The organism is Dysgonomonas sp. (assembly GCF_035323175.1).
Taxonomy (GTDB): domain Bacteria; phylum Bacteroidota; class Bacteroidia; order Bacteroidales; family Dysgonomonadaceae; genus Dysgonomonas.
Window position 1 is genome coordinate 49257 of sequence record NZ_DAOKYH010000013.1, and the last position, 16532, is coordinate 65788.

At 38.4% G+C, this 16532-nt stretch carries 17 protein-coding genes; 3 read left to right on the top strand and 14 right to left on the bottom strand.

The features are described 5' to 3' along the window. The first annotated feature begins 94 nt into the window (after positions 1 to 94). The gene (locus PKC55_RS13925; RefSeq protein ID WP_291127164.1) at positions 95 to 787 is read left to right on the top strand and encodes a DUF6146 family protein; all 693 of its coding nucleotides are present in this window, start codon (positions 95 to 97) and stop codon (positions 785 to 787) included. Between the two features lie 23 nt (positions 788 to 810). Here the strand turns inward: PKC55_RS13925 and PKC55_RS13930 are convergent, their stop codons facing one another. The 7 genes from PKC55_RS13930 to ybeY form a co-directional block, all read right to left on the bottom strand. Then, on the bottom strand, positions 811 to 1437 hold the full coding sequence (locus PKC55_RS13930; protein WP_291127166.1) for a 4'-phosphopantetheinyl transferase family protein: 627 nt from the start codon (positions 1435 to 1437) through the stop codon (positions 811 to 813). Positions 1438 to 1441: 4 nt separating this feature from the next. Then, positions 1442 to 2206 carry a DUF5040 domain-containing protein gene (locus PKC55_RS13935; RefSeq protein ID WP_324373475.1) on the bottom strand — a complete coding sequence of 255 codons (765 nt, stop codon included), beginning with the start codon at positions 2204 to 2206 and terminating at the stop codon, positions 1442 to 1444. Positions 2207 to 2403: 197 nt separating this feature from the next. Further along, a complete protein-coding gene (locus PKC55_RS13940) occupies positions 2404 to 4185 on the bottom strand; it encodes a hydroxymethylglutaryl-CoA lyase-like TIM-barrel protein (protein WP_006842002.1) in 1782 nt (593 codons plus the stop codon). Positions 4186 to 4591: 406 nt separating this feature from the next. After that, positions 4592 to 6064 carry an NADPH-dependent glutamate synthase gene (gene gltA, locus PKC55_RS13945; RefSeq protein WP_006842003.1) on the bottom strand — a complete coding sequence of 491 codons (1473 nt, stop codon included), beginning with the start codon at positions 6062 to 6064 and terminating at the stop codon, positions 4592 to 4594. A 78-nt stretch (positions 6065 to 6142) separates the two neighbouring features. Then, positions 6143 to 6925: a sulfide/dihydroorotate dehydrogenase-like FAD/NAD-binding protein gene (locus PKC55_RS13950; RefSeq protein WP_135107047.1), complete on the bottom strand. Its 783-nt coding sequence runs from the start codon at positions 6923 to 6925 to the stop codon at positions 6143 to 6145. Beyond that, positions 6925 to 7848, bottom strand: a complete 924-nt coding sequence (locus PKC55_RS13955; RefSeq protein WP_291130859.1) for a YeiH family protein — start codon at positions 7846 to 7848, stop codon at positions 6925 to 6927. The genes PKC55_RS13950 and PKC55_RS13955 overlap by 1 nt, the downstream gene beginning before the upstream one ends. Before the next feature lie 6 nt (positions 7849 to 7854). After that, positions 7855 to 8274, bottom strand: coding sequence for an rRNA maturation RNase YbeY (gene ybeY / locus PKC55_RS13960; protein ID WP_291130857.1), 420 nt, complete (start codon positions 8272 to 8274; stop codon positions 7855 to 7857). A 249-nt stretch (positions 8275 to 8523) separates the two neighbouring features. Here ybeY and PKC55_RS13965 point away from each other — a divergent pair, with 249 nt between their 5' ends. Then, entirely contained in the window at positions 8524 to 9750 is a 1227-nt protein-coding gene (locus tag PKC55_RS13965) for a peptidase associated/transthyretin-like domain-containing protein (protein ID WP_324373481.1), read from the top strand. A gap of 115 nt (positions 9751 to 9865) precedes the next feature. Beyond that, positions 9866 to 10024, top strand: coding sequence for a hypothetical protein (locus PKC55_RS13970; RefSeq protein ID WP_006842008.1), 159 nt, complete (start codon positions 9866 to 9868; stop codon positions 10022 to 10024). Between the two features lie 60 nt (positions 10025 to 10084). Here the strand turns inward: PKC55_RS13970 and PKC55_RS13975 are convergent, their stop codons facing one another. From PKC55_RS13975 to obgE, 7 genes are all read right to left on the bottom strand, one after another. Continuing rightward, entirely contained in the window at positions 10085 to 10549 is a 465-nt protein-coding gene (locus PKC55_RS13975; RefSeq protein WP_291128055.1) for a DUF3788 family protein, read from the bottom strand. Positions 10550 to 10581: 32 nt separating this feature from the next. Continuing rightward, positions 10582 to 11775 carry an MFS transporter gene (locus PKC55_RS13980; RefSeq protein WP_324373483.1) on the bottom strand — a complete coding sequence of 398 codons (1194 nt, stop codon included), beginning with the start codon at positions 11773 to 11775 and terminating at the stop codon, positions 10582 to 10584. Positions 11776 to 12278: 503 nt separating this feature from the next. Continuing rightward, on the bottom strand, positions 12279 to 13154 hold the full coding sequence (locus PKC55_RS13985) for a carbon-nitrogen hydrolase (RefSeq protein WP_324373485.1): 876 nt from the start codon (positions 13152 to 13154) through the stop codon (positions 12279 to 12281). A 6-nt stretch (positions 13155 to 13160) separates the two neighbouring features. Further along, positions 13161 to 13385: a hypothetical protein gene (locus PKC55_RS13990; protein WP_006842014.1), complete on the bottom strand. Its 225-nt coding sequence runs from the start codon at positions 13383 to 13385 to the stop codon at positions 13161 to 13163. 13 nt (positions 13386 to 13398) lie between these two features. Next, a complete protein-coding gene (locus tag PKC55_RS13995; RefSeq protein ID WP_291128061.1) occupies positions 13399 to 14433 on the bottom strand; it encodes an agmatine deiminase family protein in 1035 nt (344 codons plus the stop codon). A gap of 49 nt (positions 14434 to 14482) precedes the next feature. After that, entirely contained in the window at positions 14483 to 15292 is an 810-nt protein-coding gene (gene pgeF, locus PKC55_RS14000) for a peptidoglycan editing factor PgeF (RefSeq protein WP_291128064.1), read from the bottom strand. Positions 15293 to 15348: 56 nt separating this feature from the next. Then, entirely contained in the window at positions 15349 to 16527 is a 1179-nt protein-coding gene (gene obgE, locus PKC55_RS14005; RefSeq protein ID WP_283687400.1) for a GTPase ObgE, read from the bottom strand. Positions 16528 to 16532: the final 5 nt, after the last annotated feature.

A 16532-nucleotide genomic window follows, 5' to 3' on the forward strand; every position in this document is an offset into this window, starting at 1 on the left:
ATATAGAGTAGCATGGATTTTATTCATGCTACTTTTGTTTTTTATTTATTGTAATTGGTTATATTTGAAGAAGGTAATCTGAATCGGAGTGGCTATGAAAAAAATAATAGTTGTTTTTTTATTTATTATTCCTTGTTTGTGTTTTGGACAAGGGGAGGTTTTGGCTGATATAAAAATAGACAATAGAATGAAATCACTTTCAATTTTATCGTCTTTTAATTACCCTGCTATACTAGATATTTTAAGTCCATCATTCGAGCGAGGCTTTCGGATTATAATAGATATGCCTACTATTAAAAACTCTGTTCCACCTCTTTTTATTGTGGATGGAATAGTTATGGAGTCAGATAGTTTAAGTACTCTTAGTTTAGATGACATAAAGTCTATAGAAGTTTTTAAAGAAAATCCTCCACTGATATGTTCTAACCGTTTTAATGGTATTATTCTTATTACGACAAAAGGTAATGAGCCGATTGATTTAGATGATCTTTACGAAATAACAGTCCTTGATCCCGGTTATGAAACTTTCTTGCTTATGCAAAAGCCCAAAGAATTCTATTCTGCTTCTTCGTTAAAGATACAAAATGCAATGATGGTAAGCGAATGGAATTATCGTTATAGTCAGCCGCTGCACTACAATCCCGATATCTATGAAGTGAAAATTGATTATGAAGCAAATAGATATTATGGGTTAGAATTTGAATATCGCCTGTATATGTTTTTTAAGTTTATGGAAAAAGAACATCGGATTGCTATATTGAATGATTCGCAAACTACCGTTTTATAATAATCTTTGAATGGTTTCGTTCTTTAGCTTTTCTCCTCAATACATACCAACACAAACTCTTTTTCGACCTTGTAATATGCTTTAAATTCGGTGTGTTGTGGCGACCGTGTTTCTTTGGTATTGAATGCTCCTTTCTCTTCAGGAGTAAACTTACTTACAAATAAATTTTTTCGGAAATCAACACCTTCGGTATCAAGGTACTTAAACATAGCTTCTTTTGCCGACCAGTGGAGTAGGAGGTGGATGAGTTCATTGTCCTTGTCAATATATTCCTTGTCAGAAATAAGACGACTTTGTACTCTTTTTATCTTTTCTGATATATACTCCACATCCAGCCCTATGGGTTTTTTTTTATTGATCGCTACAGCTACATAACCTTTGGTGTGGGACACGCTCATGTGATATGATTCATCGGCAAGGAATGGTCTCCCTGTAGTGTTGTAGCGCACTACCTTTTCCTCTCCCGTAAGTGCTTTTATTAGTATCCTCGTTGATAATATTTCGAGTACTCTCGATTCTGCCTTTACTGTATATATATTCTGAATCCATTCGTGATGGGCAAGTAGAGAAAACAGCTCTTCGCTGGTTTCCTCTATCTTCCATATTCCCAATAGGGTTGAATCGGTTATATATTCTTTGTAATATAGCATAATTCTACTTCAAAGGTAGAACTTTTTTCATCAAATCGGTGAATATAGCAGCCATACGTTGTTGTATATACTTGTCTTCTCCGTTATACGGATGCCATCCATACTCTACACCATTTACCTTCTCGTTATTATGAGCATATAAAATGCTATATTGCTTTCCGGTAACAGGGTGTAAGTGATTTTTAGAGAACCCGATATATTTGTCGAATTCTACAACCGGAAAGCCCCATCTGTCAGCCAGCTTGCGTATTGCTGAATTGTATATTATGCGTGCGTCATGCCAGTGCGTGCATAGAACTATTGTTGCAGGTTTTCCGCTCGGGGTATTATAATACTTTGAATTTTTATCAAATTTCAAATTGTAACAATCTGTAATGTAATGCTTGATAACATAGTCGTATGCAGCTGCATAATTTGACCTGTCGAACGGTGTCTTATAATCTTTATAGTTTTCTTTAAGACCGTTTTCACTGGCAACATCTTCATCGTGTACATGCATTATTACGAAAGCATCTATATCTTCTAGTTGCTGTTTTGTATAAAGCGTATCGGCTGCCATCTTATTTGCCGCATCAGCAATAGCCTCTCCCCCTATAGCCTTGTTTATGGGAGTAGCATCGAGCGTTTTGCAAGCTAATTCGAACCAACCGTTGTTTGATGAGGCAAACGATGCGCCTGTTAATAAGATAGTGTATTTGTTTTTTTCTGGAGATTGGGCGTAGATGTTTAATGCCCCTAACAAAATTGTAAATAATAATAGCTTTTTCATTTTTCCCTTTATTTTTCCGCGAAACTTTCTTTCAAAATTTCGCCAAAGGTAAATGTTTTAGAGCTATTGTGATAATTTTATTGGGGGTTTAATATTGTTAAATAATACATAATGCCTTTTCTTCAATTTCAATTGGATATATGCAAAAAAAAGCATCATTATTAATGATGCTTTTTTATATATGAAATCAGATACTTTTAGTCTATATAAGCTAAAACCTGATTCTTTTGAACTTTTGCGCCTTGTTTTGTTTCTATTTGGATAATCTTTCCTGAAGTAAGAGCTTTTACTTCTTCGATACCATAATAAGTTTGAACAAAACATACAACATCACCTTCTTTTACAGATGTGCCAACAACAGGAGCAGTAGAAACGTCGTCTACATCCACTTGCCAAATAACTTGTCCGCTAACAGTAGCTTGAAGAGGTTTTGCTTCCGGATATTTAGCTTTAATCGCTTCCGCATCAAATGCAGGAACTTCTACTACCTGACGTGTTACGATGATTGGAGCACCGGCTTTTTCCTTTTCTTTTTCAAGGTCTATATTGAAACGTTCTTTTGCCAGTCCTGATTTGTAGTCACGGTATTGACGGTCGTGCATTGCTAATTCAAACAATTCTTCGTCATCTTGTCCGTAATCCCAGCCGTTTTCATCCATTTCTTTGCGATATGAATCAAGAGCGTCAGGGTATTCATCCTGTGGATTGCCTGTATAGAATTCAAGTCCTTTTGCTTTAGCCAATTCAACGATTTCTTCATCCAGCTTGCCAGGAAGCGTACCTGTTTTACCAAGTATCATATTCCAGCTGTCTTTGTCGATGTTAGAGAAACGAGGTTGTCCCTGAGCCATCGAGAATATGTTCATCAATGCGATATTTTTCACATATTGGCTGAATGGTGTTACGAGTGGCGGATAACCAAGTTTAGGCCATATATATTCTACTTCTTCGAATAATTGTACTACAAGATCATTCAACGTAACTTCAGCTTTACCATTGTTGCGAAGAGCCATATTGATAGCCGAATGCATACCTCTAAGGTCGGCCATCATAGAGCCCATCATACCTCCCGGAAGACCGCAGCCTACAAGCAGAGATGTCATTATTTTGTTTGAAGGGTCGATCCAATATCCTAAGAAGTCGTCTATGAATGATTGCGTCAATGCGCGAGCTTCCATATAAGCGCTCATATTGATATCAGGTACAGAGAATCCTGCATTTTTGAGCATTGCCTGTATTGTGATAATATCAGGGTGCACCATTCCCCATGCTAAAGGTTCGATTGCTGTATCTACATAGTCAGCACCTGCACGTGCAACTTCGAGCATAGAAGCTACAGAGAAGCCCGGACCTGTGTGTCCATGATACTGAATCGGAATATTTGGATGGCGGTCTTTTAGAGCTTTCACTAATTTACCGAGGAAAGCAGGACGTCCTACACCGGCCATATCTTTTAAGCATAATTCGTCAGCTCCAAACTCTACTAATTTGTCAGCAAAGTTTACATAGTATTCTACAGTATGGATAGGGGACGAAGTAATACAAAGAGCAGCCTGAGAAATCATGCCGGCTTCTTTTGCATATTTTACAGAAAGTTCAAGGTTGCGAGGGTCATTCAATCCATCAAACGAACGAGAGATATTAGTCCCTTGTGCATGTTTTACTTTAAACATCAATTGACGAACATCTTTTGGAACAGGGTACATGCGTAGAGCATTTAATCCACGTTCAAGCATGTGTGTTTGGATGCCAACTTTGTTGAAAGGAGCTGTCCATTCACGAACTGCTTTGTTTGGATTTTCTCCGTAAAGCAAATTTACTTGTTCAAAAGCGCCACCATTCGTTTCAACACGAGCAAAACATCCCATGTCAATAATAACCGGTGCAACTTGTGTCAATTGGTCAACACGCGGCTGGTACTTTCCCGATGACTGCCACATGTCACGATAAACGAGGCTGAATTTAATTTCTCTTCCCATAACTTTTTTTAGGTATTATACTGATAAGAGTAACATAAAATGCAGGCTATGTACACTCTAAATATATTAATTCATTAATTGTATATCAATCCTTTAATAGCCTCACAAATTTAGCTTTTTATATCCGAATAAATAAACAAAAACAATATTAAAATTGTCAATTTGTCATAAAAAAAACGTAATCTTTCTATTTTTTGTTCACTACTCATATAGGTTGCACAAAGAAGATAAAAGTGCGCAATCTTTTTGATTCTAAATGTAAAATTAACCCTTCTATAGAAAGAATGTGATTCTATAGTACTTATGCTGCGAATGGATTGAAAATCTTATCTGTATTTTTTGATAAAAAACGAAACCCTCATTGATAAGAATCAATGAGGGCTTACTTATATAAATAGATCTTTTTTTATCCTTTTAATGCTTTGTCCATTGCTGCAGCAGCTTTACGTCCATCACCCATGGCCAGAATAACTGTTGCCCCTCCACGAACGATGTCACCCCCCGCATATACATCCGGCAGGTCAGATTGCATTGTTTCCTGATTCACAATGATTGTTCCCCACTTAGAAACTTGAAGACCTTTAAACGTTGAAGGAATTAATGGATTTGGAGATACTCCAACACTGACGATTACTTCATCTATGTCGAACCATTCAGTAGCTCCTTCGATTGCGATAGGCTTACGACGACCAGATGCGTCCGGTTCACCAAGCTCCATCTTCTGTAGGAGCATTCGTTTTACATGACCTTTTTCATCACCTTCGTACTTAATTGGATTATGCAGCGTATAGAACTCAATACCTTCTTCTTTGGCATGTTTTACTTCCTCTATACGGGCTGGCATTTCTTCTTCCGAGCGGCGATAAATGATATATGCTTTTTCTGCACCTAAACGTTTTGCTGTACGTATCGCATCCATAGCAGTGTTACCTGCACCTATAACAGCAACTTTCTTACCCATTTGCACAGGGGTGTCACTTTCCGGGTTTGATGCATCCATCAGGTTGACACGGGTAAGATATTCATTAGACGACATCACTCCAATCAGATTTTCTCCCGGAATATTCATGAAGTTAGGAAGCCCTGCTCCGCTTGCAGCAAAAATCCCTTTGAAGCCTTTTTCTCTCAGGTCTTCGTGGGTAATCGTTTTTCCAACAATACAATTCTTGACGAACTTAACCCCCATATCACGAAGCACATTTATTTCAACGTCTACTATTTCGTTTGGAAGACGGAACTCTGGTATACCATATTTAAGAACGCCCCCAATCTCATGTAGTGCCTCAAACACAGTTACGTCATATCCTCGTTTTGCCATATCTCCGGCAAAAGAAAGTCCGGCCGGGCCTGAGCCTACAGCCGCTATTTTTATGCCATTGGCAGGAGCTAGTTCGGGTATAGCTACTTGTCCGCTTTCACGCTCATAGTCTGCCGCAAAGCGTTCTAAGTATCCGATAGCTACGGGCTCTTTTTTCATTTTTTGTATATAGATACATTTCGCTTCACACTGCTTTTCTTGTGGGCATACACGTCCGCATACAGCAGGCAAGGCGCTTGTTTCTTTCAGCACTTTAGCTGCTTCAAGAAATTCACCACGTTCTATGTTTTTAATGAAGGTTGGTATTTGGATTCCCACCGGACAACCTTCCATACAAGTAGGGTTTGCGCAGTCGAGGCATCGTGCCGCTTCTGCCATAGCTTGTTCGGCGGTAAGTCCTAAATTAACTTCTTCTTTCAGGGAGTGGCTTCTGTATTCAGCATCCAACTCGGGCATGTGTACACGAGATTTTTCTCCTCGTTCTTTAGCCTTCATGGTTTTACGCAGTTCCTCTCTCCATGGTTCGCTTCGGCGTGCTTGTATATATTCTTGTTCTGTCATTTTTAGTCGTAAGTTGTAAGTAATTAGTTATAGGTAATAAGACTGAGCTGATATTTTTAATTTTACTCAATAATTAATTTAACTATAAGCTCTTAGCCTCATTAGCATTTCGTCGAAATCTACTTCGTGAGCATTAAACTCGGGACCATCAACACATACAAATTTAGTTTTTCCTCCTACCGATACACGACAAGCACCGCACATGCCTGTGCCGTCTACCATAATGGTGTTTAATGATGCCATTGTAGGAATATTGTATTTCTGGGTCAGTAAGGAAACGAATTTCATCATAATAGCAGGGCCTATGGTTACACATAAGTCTACTTTTTCACGATTAATTACCATCTCAACACCATTTGTAATCAATCCTTTGTGTCCGTACGAACCATCATCGGTCATAACTATTACTTCGTCCGAGTATTCGGCTACTTGTTTTTCGAGTATTACAAGGTCTTTGGTGCGTGCTGCCAAGACAGAAATAACTTTATTTCCGGCTCTTTTCATCGCTTCTATAATTGGAAGCATTGGCGCAATACCTACTCCACCCCCAGCACAGATAACCGTTCCGTAGTTTTCGATATGGGTTGCTTGTCCTAGCGGACCAACAATATCGGTTATATAATCGCCCACATTCAGTTCGCAAATCTTTTTTGAAGAGGCTCCTACAGCCTGAATAACAATAGTGATAGTTCCTTTGTTAAGGTCAGATGCTGCAATGGTTAAAGGTATACGCTCGCCTTTCTCGCCAACACGTACAATGACAAAGTGGCCGGCCTTACGGCTTTTAGCGATAAGAGGTGCTTCAACCTCAAACTTAACTACGTTTTCAGAGAAATACTCTTTGTCTACAATTTTGTTCATTAAAACATTAGTTTAATCCAGTATAAAGATAATACAGCTATTACAAACCAAAGAAGAATGCCTAGAAGAAAGGTGTTTACGCCTGTTTTTTTTACTTCTTCCAGATTAATAGAGGCTCCGATAAAGAACAAAGAAATCATCATTCCTTTTTTTCCAAGCCAGCTGAGATGTTCGTTTGTTTCTGTCATTCCGGGAATATAGTTTCCTATAATGATAGCAACAACAAACAGAAATATAAACCAAGGGATTGTTATTTTCGAGGTTTTATTTTTATTAAAGAACGCAATGCATAGTGCAAGCGGTATAATCCAGAGTGTACGTGTTAGTTTTACCGTTGTACCCACTTGCAGGGCCTGCTCTCCGTATGCCGAACAAGCTCCTACTACCGAGCTGGTGTCGTGTATAGCTATTGCAGCCCAATATCCGAAATGGGTCTGATCCATTTGAAGCAGATGTCCGATAGCAGGGAAAATAAATAACCCTACAGCATTTAATACGAAAACAACAGCAAGTGAAAAGCTTATCTCGTTGTTTTTTGCCCCCAAAACCGGAGCTACGGCAGCAATGGCACTCCCTCCACAAATAGCTGTTCCGCTAGATATAAGTAATGTTGTGTTTTTTCCTACTTTCAATAATAATCCGAGTCCGATACCCGCCAAAACTGTTATAAGAACAGAGCCTACAGTGATCATAAACCCTGTCTTCCCTGTTTGGATAACCTCGTTTATAGACATAGAAAAACCCATGCATACAATAGATGCTTGCAGTAGATATTTTGTTAGCTTGCTTGTTTTAACTACTTCCTCCCCTTTATAGAAAAAAGCGAGTATTATACCGAGAAATAAAGCCAACGGTGCTGAGAAGAACGGGAAGAAACAGCAGATTGGTACGATATAATATAATTTGCTCAGAAACTTTTGCACGATTGTCTATGCCTCCAATATTTTTAATGCTTTGTTTTCGCATTCAGTCATATATTCTCTTTCTCCGGGCCCTTTGTCATTGATCCCACACAGATGCAGTATTCCGTGTATTATAATACGGTTAAGCTCTTCATCGTAATTCGTTCCGAACGTTTCAGAGTTGCTTTTGACTGTATCTAAACTGATAAAAATGTCCCCCGATATTATATCATCTTCACTATAGTCGAATGTAATAATATCAGTATAATAGTCGTGTTGCAAATACTGGTTATTTACTTCAAGTATTTTTTTGTCGGAGCAAAAAATAAATGAAATATCTCCAATCTGTTTACCATAAGATGTGGCAACCAGTTTTATCCAGTCTGTAGTTTTACGTTTCTTTATAGACGGAAGTTTTACTTCCTCTGCTTGATAGAGTATAGACATGGTAACTGTATGATAGTTTTATGTATAGCGATTTATTAAAAAATGCTATTAAAAATAGAATTTTAATAACTGCGCGATAAAGGTACAAAAATACAATGTACATTTACTGTATTCCATACTAAAATATATGAATTTGTTTTCGTTAAATGTTTTTTACTGTCTGTTTGCTGTGTAAATATATGATTCGATTGAAAATCGCGTTTTTATAAATAGGGTTCCATTTATGCATAACTTACTCAAAACTTTTATATGAGAAAATGTCTTTTTCTAGTCTTATTGACCTTTATCGGTAGTCATCTTTTTGCACAAACTTTAATTCAAGGAACAGTCATCGATAAGGATAGCAACAAACCTATAGCGGATGTGATAGTACAGTATGGAGCCACTTCGAGAGACTATGTTAATACAGATACTAAAGGAAGATATGCTATTCCGACTGTAAGCGAAGATGTTATTCATTTCCAATGCATTGGTTACAAAGTGAAATCTGTTGCTAAAAGTTCCCTTTTGATAAACCCTGTTGTTCGGATGGAATTGAATCCTGTATATCTTAACCCCATTGTTATTAGCCCGGGAGATGCAGATGCTCTGTTGGATGAAGCAATGCAAAACACGAAGAAGAAACTCCTGCTCGATCTTCATCTGGGATATTTGTTGCACTTTCAGCAGACAAAAAAGTCGGATACATTGCAGAATGAAATATATATGAAGTATGCAACAATACTGAAAGAGAAGGATTTGAAGAAAAATATGAAAAGGGAGAGAGTCCCTTATATGCTCAATATTATTGATATAAGGCGTGTGCAACGAACAGTGACTCCTACTTCGGAATTGTACGGCGCAGAATACCATGCTTCACATCTATTTACCTTTGGCAAAAGCGAGAATAACGAAACTACGCGTTCTTTCACATCTGATAGTTCATATATCGTTTTGCAGATAGAGCCTCTTCAGGGCAAGGATGGTTGGGCAAGAGGTGAGATACTTATTAATAAAGAGGATATGACTATTGCTTCTATGGAGATAGAGTCTATCGACTCTGTTTTGGCTAGTCAGCCGTATAAGCGGTATATGGGAAGCCGAGTTAAAATAAAGAGAAAGGTCGGTCGTTTCTCTTTCAAAAAGATAGGAGATAAATATTATATGTCTGATTGCTATACTTACTATCGTTTTCAGACTCTAGACGAATTTGGCAAGGAGGATGAGATCACTTACTTTTGTGATGTTGAGTTTAAAGGTGTCATAGAAAAAAAGCAGATGCGTAATCGGCGTTTGTCCGGGTTCTGTCAAGAGCTGTTTTATTTTCCCGACTCTACCACCCGTGAATTCTGGAATGAAAATTTTGCTCAGGATCTGGAGACGTACTATCAAGGATCGGGGATAGCTCCAACAAGGCAGGTGCCAATGAGTAAAAAAATATTTAATGTAGTTAAGTTTGTTGTTCCTGCCGTGGCAATAGCTCTTTTGGTAAAATGATATGAATAGCCTGAAGATAAAGAATGGTTGGAATTTTATAAATTATCAAAAATAGATGATCAAATCACGCCTTACTTTGTTACATAAATAAGTTAATACACAAAAAATAGATAATATGGAAAATCATGAATGTGACTTATTGAATGAAAAGCAAATACAAGAGTTAAAAGCTCTGAAACGCAAAAATAGGAGGAGAAATGCATTCTGGCTCTTAATGGGATTGCAGGTTGGTTCGCTTGTCGTATCTTACTATTTAGGACGTTCGCATAAATAATAGATTGATTATCGAACTAAACTAGAAATGCACCTTTTGCGAAAACAAAGGTTTATCGAACTAGTTTGTCGCTTCTCTTTTCTCCCTCTTTATCGCTTTCTTTATCATTATCATGCGTTCCAGCTCTTGTAATAAAGAACCGTCCTCAACTCTGATTAGCATCCATTTACCATCATGTAGCTGAGGTGTTTGATCGAATATCGTTGTGAAGATATTGTTGAAGGACTCCCTGTACGCATTAAAAGTTATAACTTCTTTCTTACCATATATAAGGATTACTGAGAATGCATCTTTTTCGGGAAGTATGGATACTAGTGTTTTACCATTCTTGCGGTAGCGAATAATTACCCCATAATTTTTCCCTCCAAAAGAAATCTCTTGTTCGAAGTTATAGTTTTCATTCAGAAAGTCAAGTAACGAATCAAAGGCTTGCACAGCTTCTTTCTGTGCAATAAACTCTCTTATCTCATCCATATTGGGCAATGGATCTTCCCTATAAATTCGTTCAGGTAATGGTGTATTCATAAACATCTTATTTCTGATAGTTGTAAAGATAACTATTTTTCGTTGAATTTTGGTTTTCTGCTTATAATTAAATGTACGACAAGACATAAGCTTACAAAAAAGGCTCCTGTAAATACAACGCCATTCCATCCATAAGCTCCCCAGGCCTTACCTCCTACGAATGTACCGATAGAACCTCCTATGAAATAAGAGACCATATATACCGTATTCAAACGATTGGCAGCTTCTGGCTGGGATGATAGTACAATTGTTTGATTGGTGACATGCATTGCTTGCAGCCCCATATCTAAAAGAATAATACCCACAATGATTCCTATATAAGTGCTATCGGCCACCCCAAACACTCCCCACGAAACGATCATAATGAAGGTCGCTATGGCTATAAGCTTGTTTTTGTTTACTTTGCCCGATGCTTGTCCTACAAGGGTAGTCGCCAGCGCGCCTGCTATTCCGAACAAGCCCAAAGATCCGGCCACATCGCTTCCCTGAAAGTAAGGAGCTTCCTGAAGTCTGAAAGTGAGGGTAGTCCAAAATGCAGAGAAAGAGGCAAATCCCAAAGCTCCCCTTAATGAAGCTAATTGTAAGCTCGGAATGCTTCTTGCATATCGTATAACAGATCCCATCAGTTGTCCGTAAGTGCCCTTAAAGGTTGGTTGCATATTTGGTAACATCCATGCAATGAGTACGGCAAGTATAATCATGAGTCCTGCAGCAATGAGGAATACATTCCGCCAGCCGAGATATTCTCCTACAACACCACTGAAAACACGTGAGCCTAAAATACCTATCAGCAATCCACTCATAACGATACCTACATTTCGTCCCTTCTCTTCGGGGCGGGATAATTGGGCTGCTATGGGCACAAATATCTGAGGAACAACAGATGTAAGCCCGATACAAAAGCTCGCTGCGAGCATGACTATTAAGGACTTACTCAAAGCGAAAACGACTAATGAAAGGATTATGAAAAAGAAATCGATAAGGATAATCTTTTTTCGTCTAAACATGTCACCAAGTGGAATTATAAGTAATAATCCGGCAGCATATCCCATCTGGGTAAACATTGCGACCTTACTTGTTGCTGACTCAGATTCACCCAGTTCTTTGGCTATAACGCCCAGTAAGGGCTGATTGTAGTAATTGTTGGCTACTACAAGGCCTGCACCTATTGCCATCAGCCAAAGGATGCTTTTTGATAAAAACAATTCGTTTTCTTTTTCTGGCATTGTTGTCAAATTTACTTTTATTCAGCTTAAAGCCTTTTATCGTTTTTACACCTTAGTCGTAGACTTTACGGTGATTTATTTAAAATATTGTGAAATGCTTAAGTTGCATCTAAAGAGATATTTATTGTCAAAAAGGTGACAAAAGTGACACTTTATTTACTGTTTTTAATTGTTACCTTTTTTCTGTTTCTAATTTTATCAAAGGCTAAAAACAATATATAACATTCGCTATTGCTTTCTACTTAATAGATAATTTTATACTTATAAGATACTCTTTTTATGGGCTCGGTTTCGTCGGTTTTGGAGAACCGGCAGAACTAAAAAACATTTCTCAACGAAGTGAAATCCTTTATAGGAAAAGATATATTCTTATCTTGAGATTACAAACAGAAGTCTGTCTACAAGACTATTCTTATTATCTCTACTAAGAATCCTTGTATTATATAACTATCCAAGTTATATGTACGAATGAATAATATGAAGCCTACAAATGTATACCTACATTAATCGATAAAACGCTTTGTAATATCACCGAATGCATCTATACGTCTGTCTCGGAAGAATGGCCACCAACGTCGTACCTGTTCAGAACGCTTCATATCTGTTTCTACTATTTGTACTTCTTCTTTGTGGTTGGATGCCTGCCATAGAATTTCGCCTTGAGGGCCTGCAACGAAGCTGTTTCCCCAGAAAGTGATTCCATTGGTTTGTCCCGATGGGTCGGGTTCATATCCTGTGCGATTTACAGATATAACGTGCAGTCCGTTAGCAACTGCGTGTCCTCGTTGAGAGATCACCCAAGCGCCAAGCTGGCGGTTTTTTTCGTCTTCTGTATCGGTCGATTCCCAACCTATAGCTGTAGGGTAAATAAGAATATCAGCCCCAGCCATTGCCATCAGGCGTGCAGCTTCGGGGTACCACTGATCCCAACATACCAAAACTCCAAGTTTACCTAATGATGTTTCGATCGGCTTAAAGCCAAGATCTCCGGGAGTGAAATAAAATTTTTCGTAATAAGCAGGATCGTCGGGAATATGCATCTTGCGGTATTTACCTGCAATAGTTCCGTCTTTTTCTATTACTACAGCTGTATTGTGATACAGTCCGGGAGCACGACGTTCGAATAGGGAAAGTACAATGACAACTCCTAACTCTTTAGCCAGAGTCCCAAAGTCGTCGGTAGACGGTCCGGGTATTGTTTCGGCCAGATCAAAAATATTTGTATCCTCTACTTGACAGAAATAAAGCGAATTGTGAAGCTCTTGTAAAACAATGAGTTGTGCACCTTCGTTTGCTGCCTTACGGATTTTATCTTTTAGTCCTGCTATATTTTTCTGTATATCAGGAGTATTTGCCTGTTGTATGATTCCTATTTTCATAATCCTCTAATCTGGTAATTTAATTGTATTGGGAGACATTTGTATATGTTTCTCAAACTCATCGATCCTTAACTGAATGTCATCCAGAAACTCTTGCGTGCATCCGCCTTTTTTAGCATCCAGATAATATTGTTTAAGTAAAGGTAAAAATAATATGTCGTTTCCCGAAAATACCATCGCCGGAACATCATTTTTTATACACCTTAATAATAATGCTTTTTGATCTTTCATAAACGCTTGGGTATTATACAAAATTATCGGGATATTGCATTGTTATACAGTGCAACGAACCATGTTGACGTATCAAGGAAGAACAATCTATTCCTATGATTTCTCTTGTTGGAAAAGCTATTTCTAATTTCTCTTTGGCCTCTGTATCTCTTTCCTGATCGTTGTAGAATGGAAGTAGTACAACATCGTTCATTATAAGGAAATTGGCGTAAGTCGCCGGAAGCCTTTCATTGTCTTCGTCGTATACGGCTTTTGCCATAGGCAGCGAGATTAACTTATATGGATTGCCTTGATAATCGGTGAAGGTTTTTAATTGTTCCTCCATCTTGGCCAGAGCCTCATAGTGTTCGTCTTTTTTATCTTCACATTTTACATATACAATTGTGTGTTCGTCGCAATAACGAGCCAATGTATCTATATGGCTATCAGTATCATCTCCACTTAGGTAACCATGATCCAACCATAATATCTTATTTAGTCCGAAGACTTCTTTTAGATACTTTTCTATTTCATCTTTCGACATGAAGGAATTTCTGTTCGCAGAAAGCAAGCATTCGGATGTAGTCAAAAGTGTGCCTTTTCCGTCCGATTCCAATGCGCCTCCTTCGAGGGCAAAATCCTTCTTGTTGATTAACTCTACATCACTTTTAAATATACCGTTTTTGAACAAGCCTCTGCTTATTTGATTGTCGTAGTTCGATGCAAACTTTAATCCCCATCCATTGAATGTGAAATCATACACTTGTTTTTTCCCATTATTAATAACAGATATCCCGCTGTGATCACGTGCCCAAGTATCATTGGTTGGCAATTCTACCAATGTGAGATTTCGGAATAAGTCTTTATACTCTTTCAACTCATACTTCACGGTCTCTGCATTGTGACACACAACAATTAATTTTTGCCTTTTCAGTATTTCTACTGCTATATTAACATAGCATGCAGTCACTTCTTCGAGCATATAATCCCAATCGGTATCGGGATGAGGCCATGTTAACTGTATTGCACTTTGCGGATACCATTCGGGTGGAAAAAATATAGGATTCATTATCAACGGTCTTTTTATTGTTTGTTTGCTACACAAAAGTACAAAATTATTACTTCAATACACCTCCTGTTAATATCCGCCCCGAATTGATTGTTTGTCTTCGGGCAGAGAAGAAAAGTTCGGGATGAGAATAAGTACATAAGTTCGCAACTTCTATATTCTTGTTGTTGATGCCGGCTTCAATTAACAGTAATTTATTTGCCAATTCAAGATTTATGTGCATTTTCCCGCTCTCAGTATTGCGATATGCTATATCAGTGATGGAAAATCCTGTCTGAATAAAAGCATCCACAACTTCATCTCCTACTTCAAAGTGTTTCTGTGAGATGCAAGGGCCTATTCCTGCCACTAGATCTTGAGGTTTGCTGTCGAAGTGCTCTGTCATCTTTTCTATTGTTTTCTCTGCAATTCGGGCTACAGTACCTTTCCATCCGGCATGTATTGCAGCAAGCACATGTTGTACAGGATCAAATATAAGAATGGGCACACAATCGGCAGTGGTAACTCCTATGCAAATATCTTTTTGATTGGTGATTAAAGCATCAATGTCATTCAGATATTTTGCTTTTTCCAAATCACTTTTGTTCAGAAAGTCACTATCAATGATTCGTATCTGATCGTTATGAGTCTGATAGGGGATGTATAGGTTTTCTATGGATACATTTATTTCATCAGCAAGAAGTTCCTGATTTTCACTGACACAATCTGCATCATCTCCCGAATAAGGACTAAGATTTAGAGAAGCGTATGCTCCTGTGCTAATTCCTCCCTCAATGGTAGTTGTGAAAACAGATACGCTCTTTGTTGGAAAAGAGGGAAATGTTAGTAGATTCAGTCTGTTGCTTCGAATTGTATCCATATTCCTAATTTTAAGAAATGCCCTTGATCTCTGTTGATAAAGGGCATTTGCTTTTCTTATTTATTTTCTTCTTCAGTATCTTCTCCGTAATAAAAATCCGGATCGAAATCTTCATCCTCTTCCTCATCCCAGTCTTCTTCCTCGTAGTCATCTTCAGGGATAGATTCGTCATCATCATCGAATTCCACAACTTTTATGTCGAGGTTGCGATGGGTGATGCTTTCAAATGATTTTTTGTATTCACCGTCTGCATTTAGTTCACGCCATAGCATATCTTTTAGGGCTGTAATATTATAGCCTGTAATGGATGAAATAAATATATGAGGTATTTCGGGTAGATCAGCTTCCAAAGCTTCCATTAGTTCATCGTCGAGCATATCAGCTTTCGAGATCGCTAATATTCTTCGCTTATCTAACAATTCGGGATTGTACTGAGCCAATTCATTCAATAAAACTCTGTATTCTTGATGGATATCGTCAGCATCGGCAGGTACCATAAACAGTAAAAGCGAGTTACGCTCAATATGTCGTAGGAAACGCAATCCGAGTCCTTTCCCTTCGCTTGCACCTTCTATAATACCCGGTATGTCAGCCATTACAAATGATTTGTAATCACGATAACTTACGATCCCGATTTTAGGTTCAAGAGTAGTAAACGGATAATTTGCTATTTTGGGTTTTGCTGCACTAACGACTGATAGAAGTGTTGATTTTCCTGCATTCGGAAATCCTACGAGTCCTACATCGGCAAGAACTTTTAGTTCCAGTATGACCCTGCGCTCTTGAAATGGTTCGCCGGGTTGTGCATAGCGGGGAGCCTGATTTGTTGAGGTTTTGAAATGGTTGTTTCCTTTTCCCCCTCTTCCTCCTTTCAATAGAACAACTTCTTTTCCGTCTTCAGTAACGTCGCAAAGATATTCTCCTGTTTCGGCATCATAGGCTACTGTTCCGCAAGGAACATCTATGATTTTAGAATCACCACTTTTACCTGTACTCAATCTGCCCGATCCGCTTTCTCCATGTCCTGCAAGGACATGGCGTTGGTATTTCAGGTGGAGCAGTGTCCACATGTTTCGGTTGGCTCGGAGAATAATATCACCTCCGTCACCTCCGTCACCTCCGTCAGGGCCACCTTTCGGTATATACTTTTCCCTGCGGAAATGGGTTGAACCTCTACCACCTTTACCCGACCGGCAGTATATCTTGACGTAATCTATGAAATTTGATTCTGCCATATTTT